Source organism: Neptuniibacter sp. UBA6509 (genome assembly GCA_002435145.1).
In the GTDB taxonomy this organism is placed as follows: domain Bacteria; phylum Pseudomonadota; class Gammaproteobacteria; order Pseudomonadales; family Balneatricaceae; genus Neptuniibacter.
On sequence record DJLT01000010.1, the window covers coordinates 18,015 to 31,978 of the forward strand.

At 44.1% G+C, this 13,964-nt stretch carries 16 protein-coding genes and 1 other RNA gene; 11 read left to right on the plus strand and 6 right to left on the minus strand.

Annotation, left to right across the window (positions count from 1 at the left end; genetic code table 11):
- Positions 1–22 precede the first annotated feature (22 nt).
- The 3 genes from ubiH to B4K11_RS01525 are packed head-to-tail and all read right to left on the minus strand — an operon-like array spanning position 23 to position 3,195.
- Positions 23–1,270, minus strand: coding sequence for a 2-octaprenyl-6-methoxyphenyl hydroxylase (gene ubiH / locus B4K11_RS01515; protein WP_292950565.1), 1,248 nt, complete (start codon positions 1,268–1,270; stop codon positions 23–25).
- Positions 1,270–2,583 carry a Xaa-Pro aminopeptidase gene (pepP, locus tag B4K11_RS01520; RefSeq protein WP_292950566.1) on the minus strand — a complete coding sequence of 438 codons (1,314 nt, stop codon included), beginning with the start codon at positions 2,581–2,583 and terminating at the stop codon, positions 1,270–1,272. The genes ubiH and pepP overlap by 1 nt, the downstream gene beginning before the upstream one ends.
- The gene (locus B4K11_RS01525) at positions 2,584–3,195 is read right to left on the minus strand and encodes a UPF0149 family protein (protein WP_292950567.1); all 612 of its coding nucleotides are present in this window, start codon (positions 3,193–3,195) and stop codon (positions 2,584–2,586) included.
- A 192-nt stretch (positions 3,196–3,387) separates the two neighbouring features.
- On the opposite strand from B4K11_RS01525, the gene B4K11_RS01530 reads away from it, so the two are divergent.
- The 4 genes from B4K11_RS01530 to B4K11_RS01545 all read left to right on the plus strand — a co-directional run bounded on the left by B4K11_RS01530 (position 3,388) and on the right by B4K11_RS01545 (position 4,816).
- Entirely contained in the window at positions 3,388–3,597 is a 210-nt protein-coding gene (locus B4K11_RS01530) for a TIGR02449 family protein (RefSeq protein ID WP_292950568.1), read from the plus strand.
- Positions 3,594–3,914 (plus strand): cell division protein ZapA, encoded by a 321-nt coding sequence (locus B4K11_RS01535; RefSeq protein WP_292950569.1) that lies wholly within the window; start codon positions 3,594–3,596, stop codon positions 3,912–3,914. Before B4K11_RS01530 ends, B4K11_RS01535 begins: the two co-directional genes overlap by 4 nt.
- Positions 3,915–4,041: 127 nt before the next feature.
- Positions 4,042–4,221, plus strand: a non-coding RNA gene (gene ssrS / locus B4K11_RS01540) — 6S RNA.
- Positions 4,222–4,231: 10 nt separating this feature from the next.
- A complete protein-coding gene (locus B4K11_RS01545; RefSeq protein WP_292950570.1) occupies positions 4,232–4,816 on the plus strand; it encodes a 5-formyltetrahydrofolate cyclo-ligase in 585 nt (194 codons plus the stop codon).
- An 11-nt stretch (positions 4,817–4,827) separates the two neighbouring features.
- On the opposite strand, the gene B4K11_RS01550 is transcribed toward B4K11_RS01545, so the two are convergent.
- Positions 4,828–4,953, minus strand: coding sequence for a hypothetical protein (locus B4K11_RS01550; RefSeq protein WP_292950571.1), 126 nt, complete (start codon positions 4,951–4,953; stop codon positions 4,828–4,830).
- 180 nt (positions 4,954–5,133) lie between these two features.
- Complete coding sequence (locus B4K11_RS01555; protein WP_292950572.1) at positions 5,134–6,063, minus strand: AEC family transporter; 930 nt, start codon at positions 6,061–6,063, stop codon at positions 5,134–5,136.
- Between the two features lie 49 nt (positions 6,064–6,112).
- On the opposite strand from B4K11_RS01555, the gene B4K11_RS01560 reads away from it, so the two are divergent.
- The 3 genes from B4K11_RS01560 to B4K11_RS01570 all read left to right on the plus strand — a co-directional run bounded on the left by B4K11_RS01560 (position 6,113) and on the right by B4K11_RS01570 (position 7,995).
- Positions 6,113–6,631: a glycine cleavage system protein R gene (locus B4K11_RS01560; protein WP_292950573.1), complete on the plus strand. Its 519-nt coding sequence runs from the start codon at positions 6,113–6,115 to the stop codon at positions 6,629–6,631.
- Positions 6,632–6,740: 109 nt separating this feature from the next.
- Positions 6,741–7,409, plus strand: coding sequence for a PAS domain-containing protein (locus B4K11_RS01565; protein WP_292950574.1), 669 nt, complete (start codon positions 6,741–6,743; stop codon positions 7,407–7,409).
- A gap of 49 nt (positions 7,410–7,458) precedes the next feature.
- Positions 7,459–7,995: a GGDEF domain-containing protein gene (locus B4K11_RS01570; protein WP_292950580.1), complete on the plus strand. Its 537-nt coding sequence runs from the start codon at positions 7,459–7,461 to the stop codon at positions 7,993–7,995.
- Positions 7,996–8,063: 68 nt separating this feature from the next.
- Here B4K11_RS01570 and argH read toward each other — a convergent pair whose 3' ends face one another.
- Positions 8,064–9,458, minus strand: coding sequence for an argininosuccinate lyase (gene argH, locus B4K11_RS01575; protein WP_292950575.1), 1,395 nt, complete (start codon positions 9,456–9,458; stop codon positions 8,064–8,066).
- Between the two features lie 166 nt (positions 9,459–9,624).
- Here argH and hemC point away from each other — a divergent pair, with 166 nt between their 5' ends.
- From hemC to B4K11_RS01595, 4 genes are read left to right on the plus strand one after another with little or no spacing between them, the layout of a single operon-like run.
- The gene (gene hemC, locus B4K11_RS01580) at positions 9,625–10,569 is read left to right on the plus strand and encodes a hydroxymethylbilane synthase (RefSeq protein ID WP_292950576.1); all 945 of its coding nucleotides are present in this window, start codon (positions 9,625–9,627) and stop codon (positions 10,567–10,569) included.
- The gene (locus B4K11_RS01585) at positions 10,538–11,344 is read left to right on the plus strand and encodes a uroporphyrinogen-III synthase (RefSeq protein ID WP_292950577.1); all 807 of its coding nucleotides are present in this window, start codon (positions 10,538–10,540) and stop codon (positions 11,342–11,344) included. The genes hemC and B4K11_RS01585 overlap by 32 nt, the downstream gene beginning before the upstream one ends.
- Before the next feature lie 23 nt (positions 11,345–11,367).
- On the plus strand, positions 11,368–12,657 hold the full coding sequence (locus tag B4K11_RS01590) for a uroporphyrinogen-III C-methyltransferase (RefSeq protein ID WP_292950578.1): 1,290 nt from the start codon (positions 11,368–11,370) through the stop codon (positions 12,655–12,657).
- The gene (locus B4K11_RS01595; protein ID WP_292950579.1) at positions 12,657–13,907 is read left to right on the plus strand and encodes a heme biosynthesis HemY N-terminal domain-containing protein; all 1,251 of its coding nucleotides are present in this window, start codon (positions 12,657–12,659) and stop codon (positions 13,905–13,907) included. The genes B4K11_RS01590 and B4K11_RS01595 overlap by 1 nt, the downstream gene beginning before the upstream one ends.
- The last annotated feature ends 57 nt before the right edge of the window (positions 13,908–13,964 follow it).

Sequence of the window (13,964 nt, forward strand, 5' to 3'; positions counted from 1 at the left end):
AGCTTATCCCTATTTCAACTGTTTACTTCAAGCTAGGCAAAGGCATATCAAGCCCCATAGCACTACGCGCAAATACTGTTTTAGCGGGTCCGCAAAGATCCAATAACTGTAAACCTGTATTTCGTCCCACCGATAACAAAGGATTACGATTAGAAAAGAGCTTCATGGTGTAGTCACTAAAAGCGATTGTCTGATCTTGATCCGAGCTCTGCTGTTCATAGAAACTCTGCAGTAGAGATAGATCACCTAAGTTAACACCCTGCTTTCTAGATTCGATAAGCTTGGCTGCAAGCGCCACCACGCCCCTTAAAGCAAGGTTATATCCCTGACCCGCGATAGGATGAAGGGAATGCGCAGCATTTCCTAAAACAACCAAACCACGTCGAACTTGTTCATTTGCTACTGTTAATTTTAATGGATAAGAATGACGCTTACCGACCTTAATAAAATTACCCGCACGATACCCAAAACGCTCATGTAAACGCTGAATAAACGCGTCATCATCCAAAGCTAATAACGCGTTAACATCTTCATTAGGAACCGTCCATACTAACGCGCTACGGTAATACCCAGCTTCATTTTCTAAAGGCAAAAGCGCCATAGGGCCATTATCGGTAAACCGTTCATATGCAAGATTATTATGTGGACGGTCCGTGCTCACATTGGTTATAACCGCGTGTTGTTCGTAAGCAGTTTCGGTATAGCTAATTCCCATATCTTGACGTAGTGACGAACGGCCACCATCGGCCATTACCACCAATTCACAACCGATCTCTGAAAGCGTTTCACCTTGCTTAAGCGTAACGCCCATCTGATCGGCGCCATAATGCACTTCGGTGACTTCAGCAGGGCATATGAAATCTATTCTTGAAGTATTGGCTTGCTGTATGTGATCCAGTAGAACACGACCCAACCATTGATTTTCGACAACATAACCTAACGCAGGAACACCCTCCTGCTCAGCATTCAGGCGAGTCACACCAAAATGGCCACGGTCAGACACATGGATATCTTTTATCGGTGAAACGTGCTGACTCAATTTGTCCCAAATACCTAGCATCTCGTATATTGAACGACTGCCATACCCTAATGCCGTTGCACGGGCATCGTAACTCGGCTGAAAGGAGAGTTCGCTCTGCTCGGGGAGAGGAAAACTCTCCACAACCGCAATATTCATATCAAGAGCGTCAGCAGAGGCCAATAGGGAGCAAGCTAAACTAGCTCCCACCATGCCGCCGCCAATAATTACAATATCGTAGTGCTGTTTCATTAAGAGGCCATTAGCGCTTCAATCTCTTCAATCTCTTTAGGTACTGAAGCGGTTAAAATTTCACACCCTGTTTCAGTAATCAGAACGTCATCTTCAATCCGAATACCAATTCCTCTCCAACGCGCGTCCACGGCTTCATTATCAGGCGCTATATATAAACCCGGTTCAACCGTCATCACCATGCCTGGTTGTAGAGGTCGCCACTCCCCATCCACTTTATAGTCGCCTACATCATGCACATCCATGCCGAGCCAATGACCTATGCGATGCATATAAAAATCACGATATCCGCCTGCGGTAATTTCATCTTCTAACGATCCCGTTAGCAGACCTAAATCAATTAACCCTTGGGTCAGAACTTTAACCGATTCTTCATGCACCGCTTCCCACAATGTTCCAGGTTTAGCGATAGCAATACAGGCTTTTTGCGCATCTAAGACCAGTTGATATAGGGCTTTTTGCTCTTCACTGAAACGACCATTAACGGGGAACGTCCGCGTAATATCACCCGCATAATGATCTAGCTCACAACCGGCATCAATCAAGACTAAATCACCGTCATTAAGTGTTTTGTCATTCTCGATATAATGAAGTACACATGCATTTTCACCTCCGCCGACAATGGAGGAGTATGCAGGCTGCCTGCAGCCCTGCATCGTAAAGTGATGCAATATTTCCGCTTCTAGCTGATATTCCATCATTCCCGGCTTACACAGCTGCATTGCTTTTACATGGCCCTGCGCCGAGATATCTCCGGCCTGACGCATCATCTCTTTCTCAGCATCGGTTTTAATCAAGCGCATCTCATTCAGCAGTTGATCCAACATAACCAATTCAGAGGGAGCTACAGCGCCCTGACGGACTTTACTGCGTATAGAATTCAGCCACTGTCTAACTTGCTGATCTAACGCCTCATCTTGACCAATGGAATAATAAATTCTAGACATCCCATTGAGTAGTTCAGGCAAAAGCTCATCAACCTCGTCGATACAATGGCCTTCATCCATCGCATAGTCAGCCACGACACCCTCAGGGCCGGAGCGATAACCATTCCAAATTTCCATTAGCTTGTCACGTTTACGACAGAAGAGAACCGATTCACCAGCAAGACGACCCGGCATTAGCAGCAAAACGGCATCCGGCTCATTGAAACCGGTTAAGTAATAAAAATTACTGTCTTGCCGAAAAGCATATTCCACATCACTATTACGCTGTTTCATAGACGCAGAAGGAATAATGGCAATACTGTTAGGCAGCATTTTTGCCATAAGCTCTTTTCTGCGTTCGACAAACTGATCCAAGCTAATTTTCATTTAGTGCAGCCTATTATTATCCGGTTTAGCTTTTGCAAACTCTTTTGCCTTATCATCGATCGCTTTATTACATTCAGTAAATAGCATCAATACAGCCATTCTCACATACTCTTGTACTTCCATCAGATCGGATTCGTTTTCATCCATCTCTTCAAGTTCAGCCGAGATCTGTGCAATTTGACCTAAATCATTCAGAGTTTCTTTAGCCTCTGAAGATAATGAAGCATCGGTATGCTTACCATACAAACCAAACCCACTTAAAAAGCTTTGGCACCAACGACCTAAAGATTCTGCACGCTGAGAGATTTCATTTTCATCATCCGGCAATAACATTTCAAAATCTAAATCTAGGCTTTCCAATGAATCACAGGTAGCAGCATAAAGGTTAGACAAAACCTCTTTACTACTTTCATTAGAGAGTGATTCCGTATCCATCAGCTCACAGGCAGTTTGCAGTAACATAGCTGGCTTAAACCGGGCACCGGCAGCCAGATGGCCTGAGATTAACCCATGAAGTTCAGCTGGAGAGGCTATCCGAATCCCCTCCTCAACAAACATGTTGGCAACTAGCTCAAAATCAGGCAAATCTACAGGTACATTTTCTAAAGACATGAATTCAGATCCATCAATAATATTATGCGCTTAATCCTAGCATTTCCGCTAAACCACTGCAGCGTCATTGACCCTTAGGCAGAGGCTGAATTATAGTCCTGCAGAGAAGAATAGACCTACGCTTCTATGTAAAATGTCGCAATTAAGGCAAAAGTAGGTTTTATCACGAAGATTTAGGAGTCTCGATTCTGCATGAACGAGCATTATTTTAACGCCCTAGAACAAAAAATTGATCAAATTCTTGAGCGCTGCACGCATTTAGAAGAAGAAAACCTTCAATTGCGCGAACGCGAGCAATTATTGAAGGAGGAGCGCGCGCAACTCACTCAGATCAATGAGCAAACGCAGAACAAAATAAAAGCGATGATAATGCGACTAAAAGCGCTGGAGCAAAACAAATGAGCCAAGCTGAATCCCAAACGGTATCAATCAACTTGCTTGATAAAGAGTTCAGTTTTAACTGCCCTGCAGATGCTGAAGCTGAACTACTTGCATCCGCAGACCTGCTAGGCGAAAAAATGCGCGAGATCCGCAAATCTGGAAAAGTGCTTGGTTTAGAGCGCATCGCTGTCATGGCGGCACTAAATTTAGCTCATGAACTCCTACAATCCCGTCAGGAAACCAACAGCGATGTAGAGCAACGCTTAAGGCACCTAGGTCACAAAATAGATTCTGCTCTACAAGGCAAAGAGCCCTCTCAGGATTCGCCCTCCAACTAGATCTTTACTTGAAATTATTTCAACTAGCGACTATTTGCTTAAAATACAAACAGTTAACCTTTCATCTAGCATAAATTAATTTTATTTCAAGACCTGACAGATTCCGCAGAAGGCGTATAATGCATTACATGCCCTGGGGTGTTTGGTAGTTGGTTACGTCCCTCGAGCCGATAATCACACTTTTGGAGGTTGCTCGTAGTTTCTGGTGTGCATGTCCGATTACCGGAAAGCCTAACGTTACTCAGCGACCCCCTCCTTGAACCTTCGGGTTCAGGGCCATAATCGACGCCGGCACCTTGGGGATCTTCTACATTTCAATGAATAAACGTACACAGCTTCGCAAAAAAATACGTACCCTCAGACGCTCATTGAAACCGCATCAACAAAAGCAAGCGGCGCTCAATTTACTGGGCAATATCCGTAACAGAGCGGATTTCCGCAACGCTAAGCATATCGCTCTCTACCTTCCGAATGATGGCGAAATTAGTCCTGAACCATTGATCAAGCTCTGCTGGAAACTGGGGAAGAAAGTATATCTTCCTGTACTACATCCAGTTTTACATAATAGGCTATGGTTTATACCTTACACGCCTCAAAGCCCCATGATACGTAATATCTACGGAATTAAAGAACCAAAGCTCATCCCCTCACTATGCAGAACCGCATGGTCTTTAAATTTAGTATTACTGCCTCTTGTCGCTTTCGATCAAAACGGCAATAGAATGGGTATGGGGGGAGGTTATTACGACCGTACATTCAGCTTTAAAAGCTTAAAGAAAGGGATAAATGGGCCGGCGCTTATAGGGTTGGCACACGATATTCAGAGAGTAGAAGAGTTACCTGTAGAGAGCTGGGATATCCCTCTAACATCAATTGTCACAGATACTAAATCCTACCCATGAAGGGCTAAGGTTTAGCTATTAAATACTTGCTCAAAAATAGATGCAAGTTGGAAATCGGCATGAGATACACCTGTCATTACTGACCCAAGCACAAATACAACAACCAATACCAATACGAGATCTGGACCTTTTTTCATTACTTTGCCTTCAACTTTTCACAACATTAAACAAACGCCCGTTTATCTAATGACCGGCGCGTAGTTTTTCATATTTCAGATAATTTGCAAGTTTTATGAAATTATCGTCTAAGTAAACTATCGGCCAGTTACGTCTATATTTTAATGCATAAACGCATAAAGTTCCAATTAACCCATGATTTATAATGATTTTTGCAAGAAATAAAGAAATATCAGCATAAAAGGTATGGAAATCATAGAAAGCAGGGTCTGCCCAGTAACAATTGCAGCCATCATGGGAGCATCTCCGCCTAACTGTCGGGCAAGTATATAAGATGAGGTCGCCGTCGGTAGCGCCGCATACAGCCAAACCACCTGTGAACCTTCAGGCGTTAACCCTAAGCCAATACAGATAAAAAATGCGATCAAAGGCATCAAAATCAGTTTGATTGTTGAGGAAATGCAGATAGCGCTCCCACTTCGCATGAGTACCCGAAAGCTTAAACCCGCCCCGACAGATAACAAACCTAGCGGTAATGCCATACGGCTTAAAAGTTCAGCAACAGGCTCAATGACATTAGGAAAACCTAGACCCGTTTGATTCAATGTAAGCCCCAGTAGACTTCCGATGATAAGGGGGTTTTTGATAATGGCTAAGTAGATAGAGCTAAAGCCGCCACTTTTATTAGTAAAAAAGGAAAACACCAAGACACAGCAGAGATTAAGAAGAGGGATCATTAAAGCCATCAAAACAGCCCCAACCGCAACGCCAAGCTCACCATACAACGTCGCAGAAGCAGCCAATCCAACATACACATTAAAGCGTATCGATCCCTGATAAACAGATGTAAAACTAGCAGCGTCATACGCAGTAAACGGCTTAACGCAAAAAGTGATTAGACTCCCAGCGAGAACCAAAAGAAATACACTCCCACCCATCGCCTGCAAATCAACCACCGACATATCAGTAGTTGCCAAACGAGAAACTAGTAATATTGGAAAAAGAATGTAGTAAGTCGCTTTTTCAGCCTGGCGCCAAAAATCCTCGCCTGGGAAACGAGTCCTCCTTGCGACATAGCCGAGTAGTATCAACGCAAAAACAGGCCATAAGGCACTGATAATTTCAAACATGGTGTTATAGTGGCTTTATAAAATAAACAATTAAGGGTGGAGTTTAATTATGATGACATCACTGGTATTAACCGTCATCGGCCCAGACAAACCTGGTCTAGTAGAGATGCTAGCACAAACCATTACTGAAAATGGTGGTAACTGGCTGGAATCAGGCATGTCTCGTTTAGCTGGAAAATTTGCCGGCATCCTCATCACTGAAGTACCTCAAGACAAAGCTGACGCACTTATTAACGCATTATCAGCGTTAGAAGCACAAGGTTTAAAGGTTACCGCAGAGCGATCGGATTCTCCCGAAGCGACAAAACCCACACAAAGCTTTACGCTTGAATTGGTCGGCCATGACAAACCGGGCATTGTTCGTGATATCTCACGGGCACTGGCTCAACATCATGTTAACGTCGAAAGGCTTAGCACTGAACTTGTTTCCGGTTCTATGTCAGCTGAACTATTATTCAAAGCTGAAGCAGAATTACTCGCATGCGCGGAACTGGATCTTGATGCACTGCAGGAATCCATAGAAGCTATTGCCAACGACTTAATGGTCGACATTACATTTAATGCTTAACAACACCGTAGGTGCTATTAGCGCGATAATGGCATCTACATTTATTCTCTGCTAAATGTACAAGTAATTTTCTGCGAGCTCGTCATACCCTTTTGTCACCAAGGCATCGATGATGCAAATTAGTTCGTTATTTGCTCAACTCAACGAAGCTTATATTCTGATTGACCAGGAAGACGTTTCACTGGTTTCAATTAACGAACCGGCATGTAAATTACTTGACCTGGAGATGAGTTCACTTGAAACATCAACATTGTGGGCTCAAATCATACGCACCCGATTACTTAGTGAAATCAAGACAAGCCCCATTAATGCTTTCCATAACCAGCGACATTTAGTCTTTACTCCCTCGCCGATAACAGATGACACATCAACTTTTTTAGCACTTCATATCAGTATCGCCACCCCTTCTGAAGAAGCCCTACACAATTTCTTTAGCATTGTGGATAACTTGGGCGCTTATGTTTATTGCAAAGATCTTAACTACAACTACACCTATGCCAATCAGCAAGTCTGTGAGCTCTTTGGTAAACCCATAGAAGAAGTCATTGGCAATAACGATCTGGCATTTTTTGGTGATGAAACAGGTAAGCATCTCCAAGAAGTGGACAAGCCTGTTATTGTTGATGAACAAACAGTTGAAGCAGAAGAGATAAATTACATCCCCTCTCTGAAGCAATATAAGCACTACCTATCCGCCAAGAAACCACTCTATGATCGATTTGGGCAATGCTGCGGACTCTTTGGCATATCAACAGATATCACTGAACAAAAAAACTAGAACACCAAGTACGTGATTACAACACTCATTACAAACAACTATTGCTGAAATTAATCACCTAAAAGACAAACTACAACATCAAGCTACACACGACGTATTAACGGGCCTATACAACCGCCGATTTTTAGAAGAACAAGCGGAAAAAGTCTTTACCGATTTTACCAATAGCCCTATTAGTATATTAATGATCGATATCGATCACTTTAAAAAAGTGAATGATAAATTCGGACATAAAACCGGCGATGATGTGTTACAGCTACTCGCGAAAGTCATGACAGATGAGCGCGACAATAATGATATTGTCTGTCGATATGGAGGAGAGGAGTTCCTAATCCTTCTACCTCACCACCCCAGTGAACAAGGCTATCAAAAGGCTGAGCATATCCGCATACAATATGAGCGCGAAGTCGCAGCGCGCTTCCCAGAGGCAAAAGAAAACTCTATATCAATTGGCCTAGCGACCTCACCTAACAATGGCATTAGCTTTGACGCTGCTTACCAAGCCGCCGATAAAGCGCTTTATGCGGCAAAACATTCAGGTCGAAACCGTACAATAATGGCTGACGCAACGCCCAAGAAGATTTAAAAGGCATAAAAAAACGCACTGACTAAAGTGCGTTTTCGATTTAGGTAACTTACATTACAAAGCAGGTGCTAGCCGCGTTGGTCTAACTTTTCCTGACCACGCTTAACCGCTGCACGTACTTGGTTCGGAGCCGTACCACCAATATGGTCACGAGCAGCGACAGAACCTTCTAGACTTAATACATCAAACACATCTTGTTCGATTGTATCTGAGAACTGCACAAGCTCTTCCAAGCTCATCTCACCTAAGTCTTTATTCTGTTCGATACCATAAGCAACAGACTTACCTACTACCTCATGTGCGTCACGGAAAGGCATACCTTTACGTACTAAGTAGTCAGCCAAATCAGTGGCCGTTGAGAAGCCTCGAAGCGCCGCTTCACGCATGCTTTCTTTTTTAGATTCGAGTGCAGGCACCATATCAGCAAAGGCACGCAAGCAGCCTTTAACCGTATCAATTGTATCGAATAATGGCTCTTTATCTTCTTGGTTATCTTTGTTGTATGCCAACGGCTGAGACTTCATTAGCGTTAGCAAACTCATCAAGTGACCGTAGACACGACCTGACTTACCACGAACCAATTCAGGCACATCCGGGTTTTTCTTCTGCGGCATAATGGATGAACCAGTACAGAAACGATCAGGAAGATTGATAAAATCAAACTGAGCCGAAGTCCACAGTACAAGTTCTTCAGACATACGCGTCATATGCATCAACAAGATGCTTGAAGCAGAACAGAACTCAATTGCAAAATCACGATCCGATACAGCATCAAGTGAATTTTCTGCTGGCGCATTAAACTCAAGCAGTTCGCATGTGTAATCACGCTGAATTGGGTAAGTTGTACCCGCAAGAGCCGCCGCACCTAATGGCATGATATTAGCGCGCTCACGACAATCGACGAAACGACCGTAATCACGCATCAACATTTCAAACCACGCCAAAATGTGATGGCCAAACGTGACCGGCTGTGCAGTTTGAAGGTGCGTAAAACCAGGCATAATCGTATCAGCTTCGGCCTCAGCCAATGCCAACATACCCTGCTGTAAACGTGTAATCTCAGCTAAGATATGATCGATCTCATCACGCAGATATAAACGAATATCAGTAGCAACCTGATCATTACGTGAACGACCTGTATGCAGCTTTTTACCCGTAATACCTATTTTCGCAGTCAATGCAGCTTCGATGTTCATATGTACATCTTCTAGCTCTATAGACCATTCAAACTCACCACGTTCAATTTCAACACGAATTTCACCCAAGCCGCGAATAATATCATCACGTTCAGCTTCAGTCAGAACACCCGCCTGCGTCAACATTTTCGCATGCGCAATAGAACCGCGAATATCCTGCAGATACATACGCTGATCAAACTCTACCGATGCGGTGAAACGTGCTACAAATGCATCAGTTGGCTCATTAAAACGACCACCCCACTGCTGGTTGGTTTTATCACTCATGGGAAAACCTCTAATTACTCAGTTGCGCTCCGACCAAACTCAGGCCGGCTCTATAAATTTGCGCAATATTATATCACGACCTTTGACCTCACGTGGCTATATCGTACACGCCAATCTGCTACAATCGACCTCAAATATCCCAAATGTCGTATTAGAGACAAATTTTATGAGTAGAACAATCCGTATTGCCACCCGTAAAAGCCCCCTTGCACTTTGGCAGGCCGAATATGTTAAGGCTGAGCTAGAACGTCACCATGCCGACATCAATGTAGAATTACTTGGTATGGTTTCCAAAGGTGACAAAATCCTAGATGCACCTCTAGCAAAAGTCGGAGGCAAGGGTCTGTTCGTTAAGGAACTAGAAGAAGCCATGCTTGCAGGCGAAGCGGATATCGCTGTTCACTCGATGAAAGATGTCCCTATGGAGTTCCCACAAGGCTTAGGCCTAGCAGTGATCTGCCCACGGGAACAACCAACGGACGCATTTGTTTCTAATACCTACAATAGTATTGATGAACTACCCCAAGGCGCTGTCGTAGGCACATCATCTTTACGACGTGAAGCTCAGATTCGTGAAAAACGCCCCGATTTAAAAATCAAATGGCTACGCGGTAATGTTAATACCCGCTTACGTAAACTGGATGAGGGTGATTACGATGCCATCATCCTTGCATCAGCCGGTCTAATCCGCCTAAAAATGCCAGAACGCATTCGTTCTGAGATCTCAGTCGATTTTAGCCTACCCGCAGGAGGGCAAGGTGCCGTAGGTATTGAGTGTCGCACAGATGATAACGAGTTACGCGAGCTACTCAAACCACTGCATGATCAAGAAACCGCTTGGCGTGTAACAGCAGAGCGCGCAATGAATCGCCGTTTAGAAGGCGGTTGCCAAGTACCCATTGCCTGTTACGCCACGCTGAATGAAGATAACAGCGAGCTTTACTTACGTGGGCTTGTAGCAAAACCTGATGGCACACTGATTTTAAGGGACGAAGAAACAGGTAGCCCTGCTGATGCGGAAGCAATGGGCATTAAATTAGCGGACAGGTTATTAACCGCCGGCGCAAAAGAAATTTTGGATGCCGTTTATAACGCAGCAGATGATAAATAAAACCTTAAATAGCCTGAATGTACTCGTCACCCGACCACAACATCAGGCTGAGAACCTTCTACAATCACTCCGCGCTCAAGGCGCGGAGCCTATTGCCTTTCCGCTACTCAACATCGTACCTATCACTGAAAAAGACTCTGGGTTTCATCTGCTAAAACAGCATATTTTGGATTTAGACCTTTTTCAAAAGATCATTTTTGTGAGCCCGAATGCGGTTCATATCGGCTACGACTGGATCGATCAATACTGGCCTCAGCTCCCCACAGGTATAGATTGGCTTGCCATTGGTAAACAAAGCGCTGCCACATTAAACAACTATGGTATAGATGCCTATCACAGCCGACTAGGGTACGATTCTGAAGCACTACTTTCTTCTGAACTGCTACAAGATATTGTAGACGAGAAGATGCTTATTATGCGTGGAGAGGGCGGCCGAGAAAAATTGGCTGTAGAACTACGTGCACGAGGCGCTGAGGTTAGCTATGCTGAACTCTACCGTCGAGAACGGCCTGAATACTCAGAGGAAGAGATTGTTAAGACGCTGTACGCTCAACCTCTGGATGCCATTTTAATCACCAGCAGCGAGGGTTTAAATAACCTTATGCAAATTGCGAGTGATCAAGAAAAAAAATTCAGCACAGATTCACTATTAAACTGCCATCTTGTTGTGCCAAGTGAACGAATTAAACAAGATGCTGAATTAGCTGGCTTCACAAGAATAACCACAGCAGCAGGCCCTGATGATCAATCTATGATCAATGCCTTGCTACAGTAACTGACTTTTGCGGAAATCGACAGATGAGCGACAAGAAAAAAAAGCCACAGGAAGACAACACTGCAGCATCCAACAATGATGTAACAGATGTGATTGAACAGGGTACGGATGAACCATCGGTCGAAGAAAGCACCGAGCAGGTGGACTCAAAAGAAAATGCCGAAGAGATAACGGCATCAAAAGAAACACCTGAGACATCAGATCCTTCTGAAAAAAATGCGGCTCCCGAAGTAGAGCCAGATTCACCAGAACCTGCAGCAAAAGAGAAACAACGCGCCACATGGCCAGGCAAATTAGCCCTACCCATCTCGATTATTGCCCTAGGTGCTGCGGGTTACCTCTATTGGTTATCATTACAACAAAGCAGCAGTGTTGAACAAAACAATGCCGCTATTAAGTCTGAGATTAGCTCATCGCTTAACGAGGCACGCGGTTCACTAGATCAAACCATTGCATCAATGAACCAAAAGCTTGGTCAGCTGCAAGCACAAAGCCAAGCAGACAAAAACAATATTGACGAACTTCAAAAACGTCTAACAAAAAGTATTAAGCAAGTTACCGCACAGCAAAAGACATCACGCAAAGATTGGCTTTTAGCTGAAGTGGAATACCTACTTCGCCTAGCAAATCAACGCGTGCTAATGGAACAAACAGCTGATGGCGCAATTAAGCTGCTTAAGTCCGCCGATAAGATACTCCAAGAAACCGATGATGTTTCGATCTACGAAGTACGCAAAGCACTTGCAGCCGATATCGCAGCACTTGAAGCTGTACCCGCTTTGGATACTGAAGGTGTATTTTTAAAACTGGGCGCACTAAACAACCAAGTCCCGAATCTAAGGCTTATCCCAATTTCAGAACAGCATAAATTACCGGATCTACTTGAAGAAGTGACGCCTGATGTTGTGTCAGAATCATGGACTGCCGGGCTGGAAGCATCTTGGGGTAAAGCGGTTGATAAACTCGACAAGCTGGTTGTTATTCAGCACCGTGATGAACCGATCGAGCCGCTTCTTTCACCTGAACAATCCTATTACCTACAGCAGAATTTACACTTAATGCTTGAACAAGCTCAGCTTGCCTTGCTTCAGCGTAAACAAGCCTCTTTTGATGCCAGTCTTGCAAAAGCGCACGGCTGGGTAGGCACCTATTTTGAGCCGAAAGATGGAACAACCCAAAGCTTGCTTCGTAGTATCGAAGAACTACAAAGCGTAAAAGTTACGGCTGAAATACCTGATATTTCTGGCTCATTACGCACCCTAAAGGGCTATCTAACCCAGATGACTAAACTTAAGGAACAAGGAGCCTCCTAATGAAGATATTGTTCCTTTTACTTCTAGTTATCCTTGGCGCCGGTGCTTTTGTTGGCGAGTTAATGATTAAGGATTCAGGTTACGTCCTAATCGCTTATAACCAAACCACGATTGAAACAAGCCTATGGGTTCTACTCGTAGCACTACTGATTGTTTTTATCGTGACGCATTGGGTTATCAATCTAGTGACACACACTAAGCTACCCACTACTAAGCTAAAAGCCTGGAAAGATAGCCGTAATCAGCTGATAAGCCGTAGAAAAACACTCAAAGGTCTTACGTCTCTATCTGAAGGGAACTGGGCACAAGCACAAAAGCAGCTTGCACAAGCCGCTGAACGCTCCGATCTTCCGATGGTTAACTACCTAGCAGCAGCTCGTGCCGCTCATGAACAAAATAATGAGCAAGCAACAGATGAGCTGCTACAAAAAGCGCGTAACACTACGCCTGAAGCAGAAGTGACTGTTGCCATCTCTCAAGCTGAGATACAGCTATCACGCGGTCAATTAGAACCTTGTTTAGCTACGTTGCTTCGCCTACGCACATTAGCACCAAAAAACACTTATGTGATGCGCCTGCTTAAAGATATTTATGTCCGCTTAAATGACTGGCAAGCACTGTCTAAACTCATTCCATTACTACGCAAACATCATGTACTTAAAGATGATGAATTAGAGCAACTTAATCACCAGTGCTCTAGTCAACTGCTTGATGAAAGCATCTCGACACTACCTGTAGAAACCAGCGAAGAAGACCGACTCAAAGCATTAGATAAAGCTTGGAGCAGCCTTGCAAAAGATCAAACCCGCAACGGCGACTTAGTTCAGCACTACACTGAATTATTAGTATCCCTTGGTGCCGAAGATCATGCTGAGAAAAATCTGCGCGATCTAATCAAGCGCAATTGGGATGAAAAACTAGTTAACATCTATGGGCGACTTAGCGGCGAAAATCCAAAGAAACAACTGGATACTGCCCGCGGTTGGTTAAAATCCCATGATGACAGCCCTGCCCTATTGTTAACTTTAGGCCGTTTATCAATGCGCAACCAGCATTGGGGACAAGCCGTAAAACATTTTGAGCATAGCTTAGAGTTAGCACCCAGCTCTGAAACATTAGCAGAACTAGCTCGCTTACTACGCCATCTAGGCGATAACGAACGGGCTCAAACCCTGCTACAGCAAAATATAAACCTTATTGCTTCAGGCCTACCCGAACTACCTATGCCGGTGGAAAAAGCAACGGCATAGTTTGAATACGATTAAAAAAGGGAGGCCTAGTGCCCACTGCTGTCCCATAGTTAGGGG

Bases quoted from the DNA above. Each gene is read 5' to 3' on its own strand.
- B4K11_RS01535 (WP_292950569.1), top strand. From the start codon at position 3,594: ATGAGCCAAGCTGAATCCCAAACGGTATCAATCAACTTGCTTGATAAA.
- argH (WP_292950575.1), bottom strand. From the start codon at position 9,458: ATGAGTGATAAAACCAACCAGCAGTGGGGTGGTCGTTTTAATGAGCCA.
- pepP (WP_292950566.1), bottom strand. From the start codon at position 2,583: ATGAAAATTAGCTTGGATCAGTTTGTCGAACGCAGAAAAGAGCTTATG.
- B4K11_RS01545 (WP_292950570.1), top strand. From the start codon at position 4,232: ATGAATAAACGTACACAGCTTCGCAAAAAAATACGTACCCTCAGACGC.
- B4K11_RS01550 (WP_292950571.1), bottom strand. From the start codon at position 4,953: ATGAAAAAAGGTCCAGATCTCGTATTGGTATTGGTTGTTGTATTTGTG.
- hemC (WP_292950576.1), top strand. From the start codon at position 9,625: ATGAGTAGAACAATCCGTATTGCCACCCGTAAAAGCCCCCTTGCACTT.
- B4K11_RS01595 (WP_292950579.1), top strand. From the start codon at position 12,657: ATGAAGATATTGTTCCTTTTACTTCTAGTTATCCTTGGCGCCGGTGCT.
- B4K11_RS01530 (WP_292950568.1), top strand. From the start codon at position 3,388: ATGAACGAGCATTATTTTAACGCCCTAGAACAAAAAATTGATCAAATT.
- B4K11_RS01555 (WP_292950572.1), bottom strand. From the start codon at position 6,063: ATGTTTGAAATTATCAGTGCCTTATGGCCTGTTTTTGCGTTGATACTA.
- ubiH (WP_292950565.1), bottom strand. From the start codon at position 1,270: ATGAAACAGCACTACGATATTGTAATTATTGGCGGCGGCATGGTGGGA.
- B4K11_RS01560 (WP_292950573.1), top strand. From the start codon at position 6,113: ATGATGACATCACTGGTATTAACCGTCATCGGCCCAGACAAACCTGGT.
- B4K11_RS01565 (WP_292950574.1), top strand. From the start codon at position 6,741: ATGATGCAAATTAGTTCGTTATTTGCTCAACTCAACGAAGCTTATATT.
- B4K11_RS01525 (WP_292950567.1), bottom strand. From the start codon at position 3,195: ATGTCTTTAGAAAATGTACCTGTAGATTTGCCTGATTTTGAGCTAGTT.
- B4K11_RS01585 (WP_292950577.1), top strand. From the start codon at position 10,538: ATGCCGTTTATAACGCAGCAGATGATAAATAAAACCTTAAATAGCCTG.
- B4K11_RS01590 (WP_292950578.1), top strand. From the start codon at position 11,368: ATGAGCGACAAGAAAAAAAAGCCACAGGAAGACAACACTGCAGCATCC.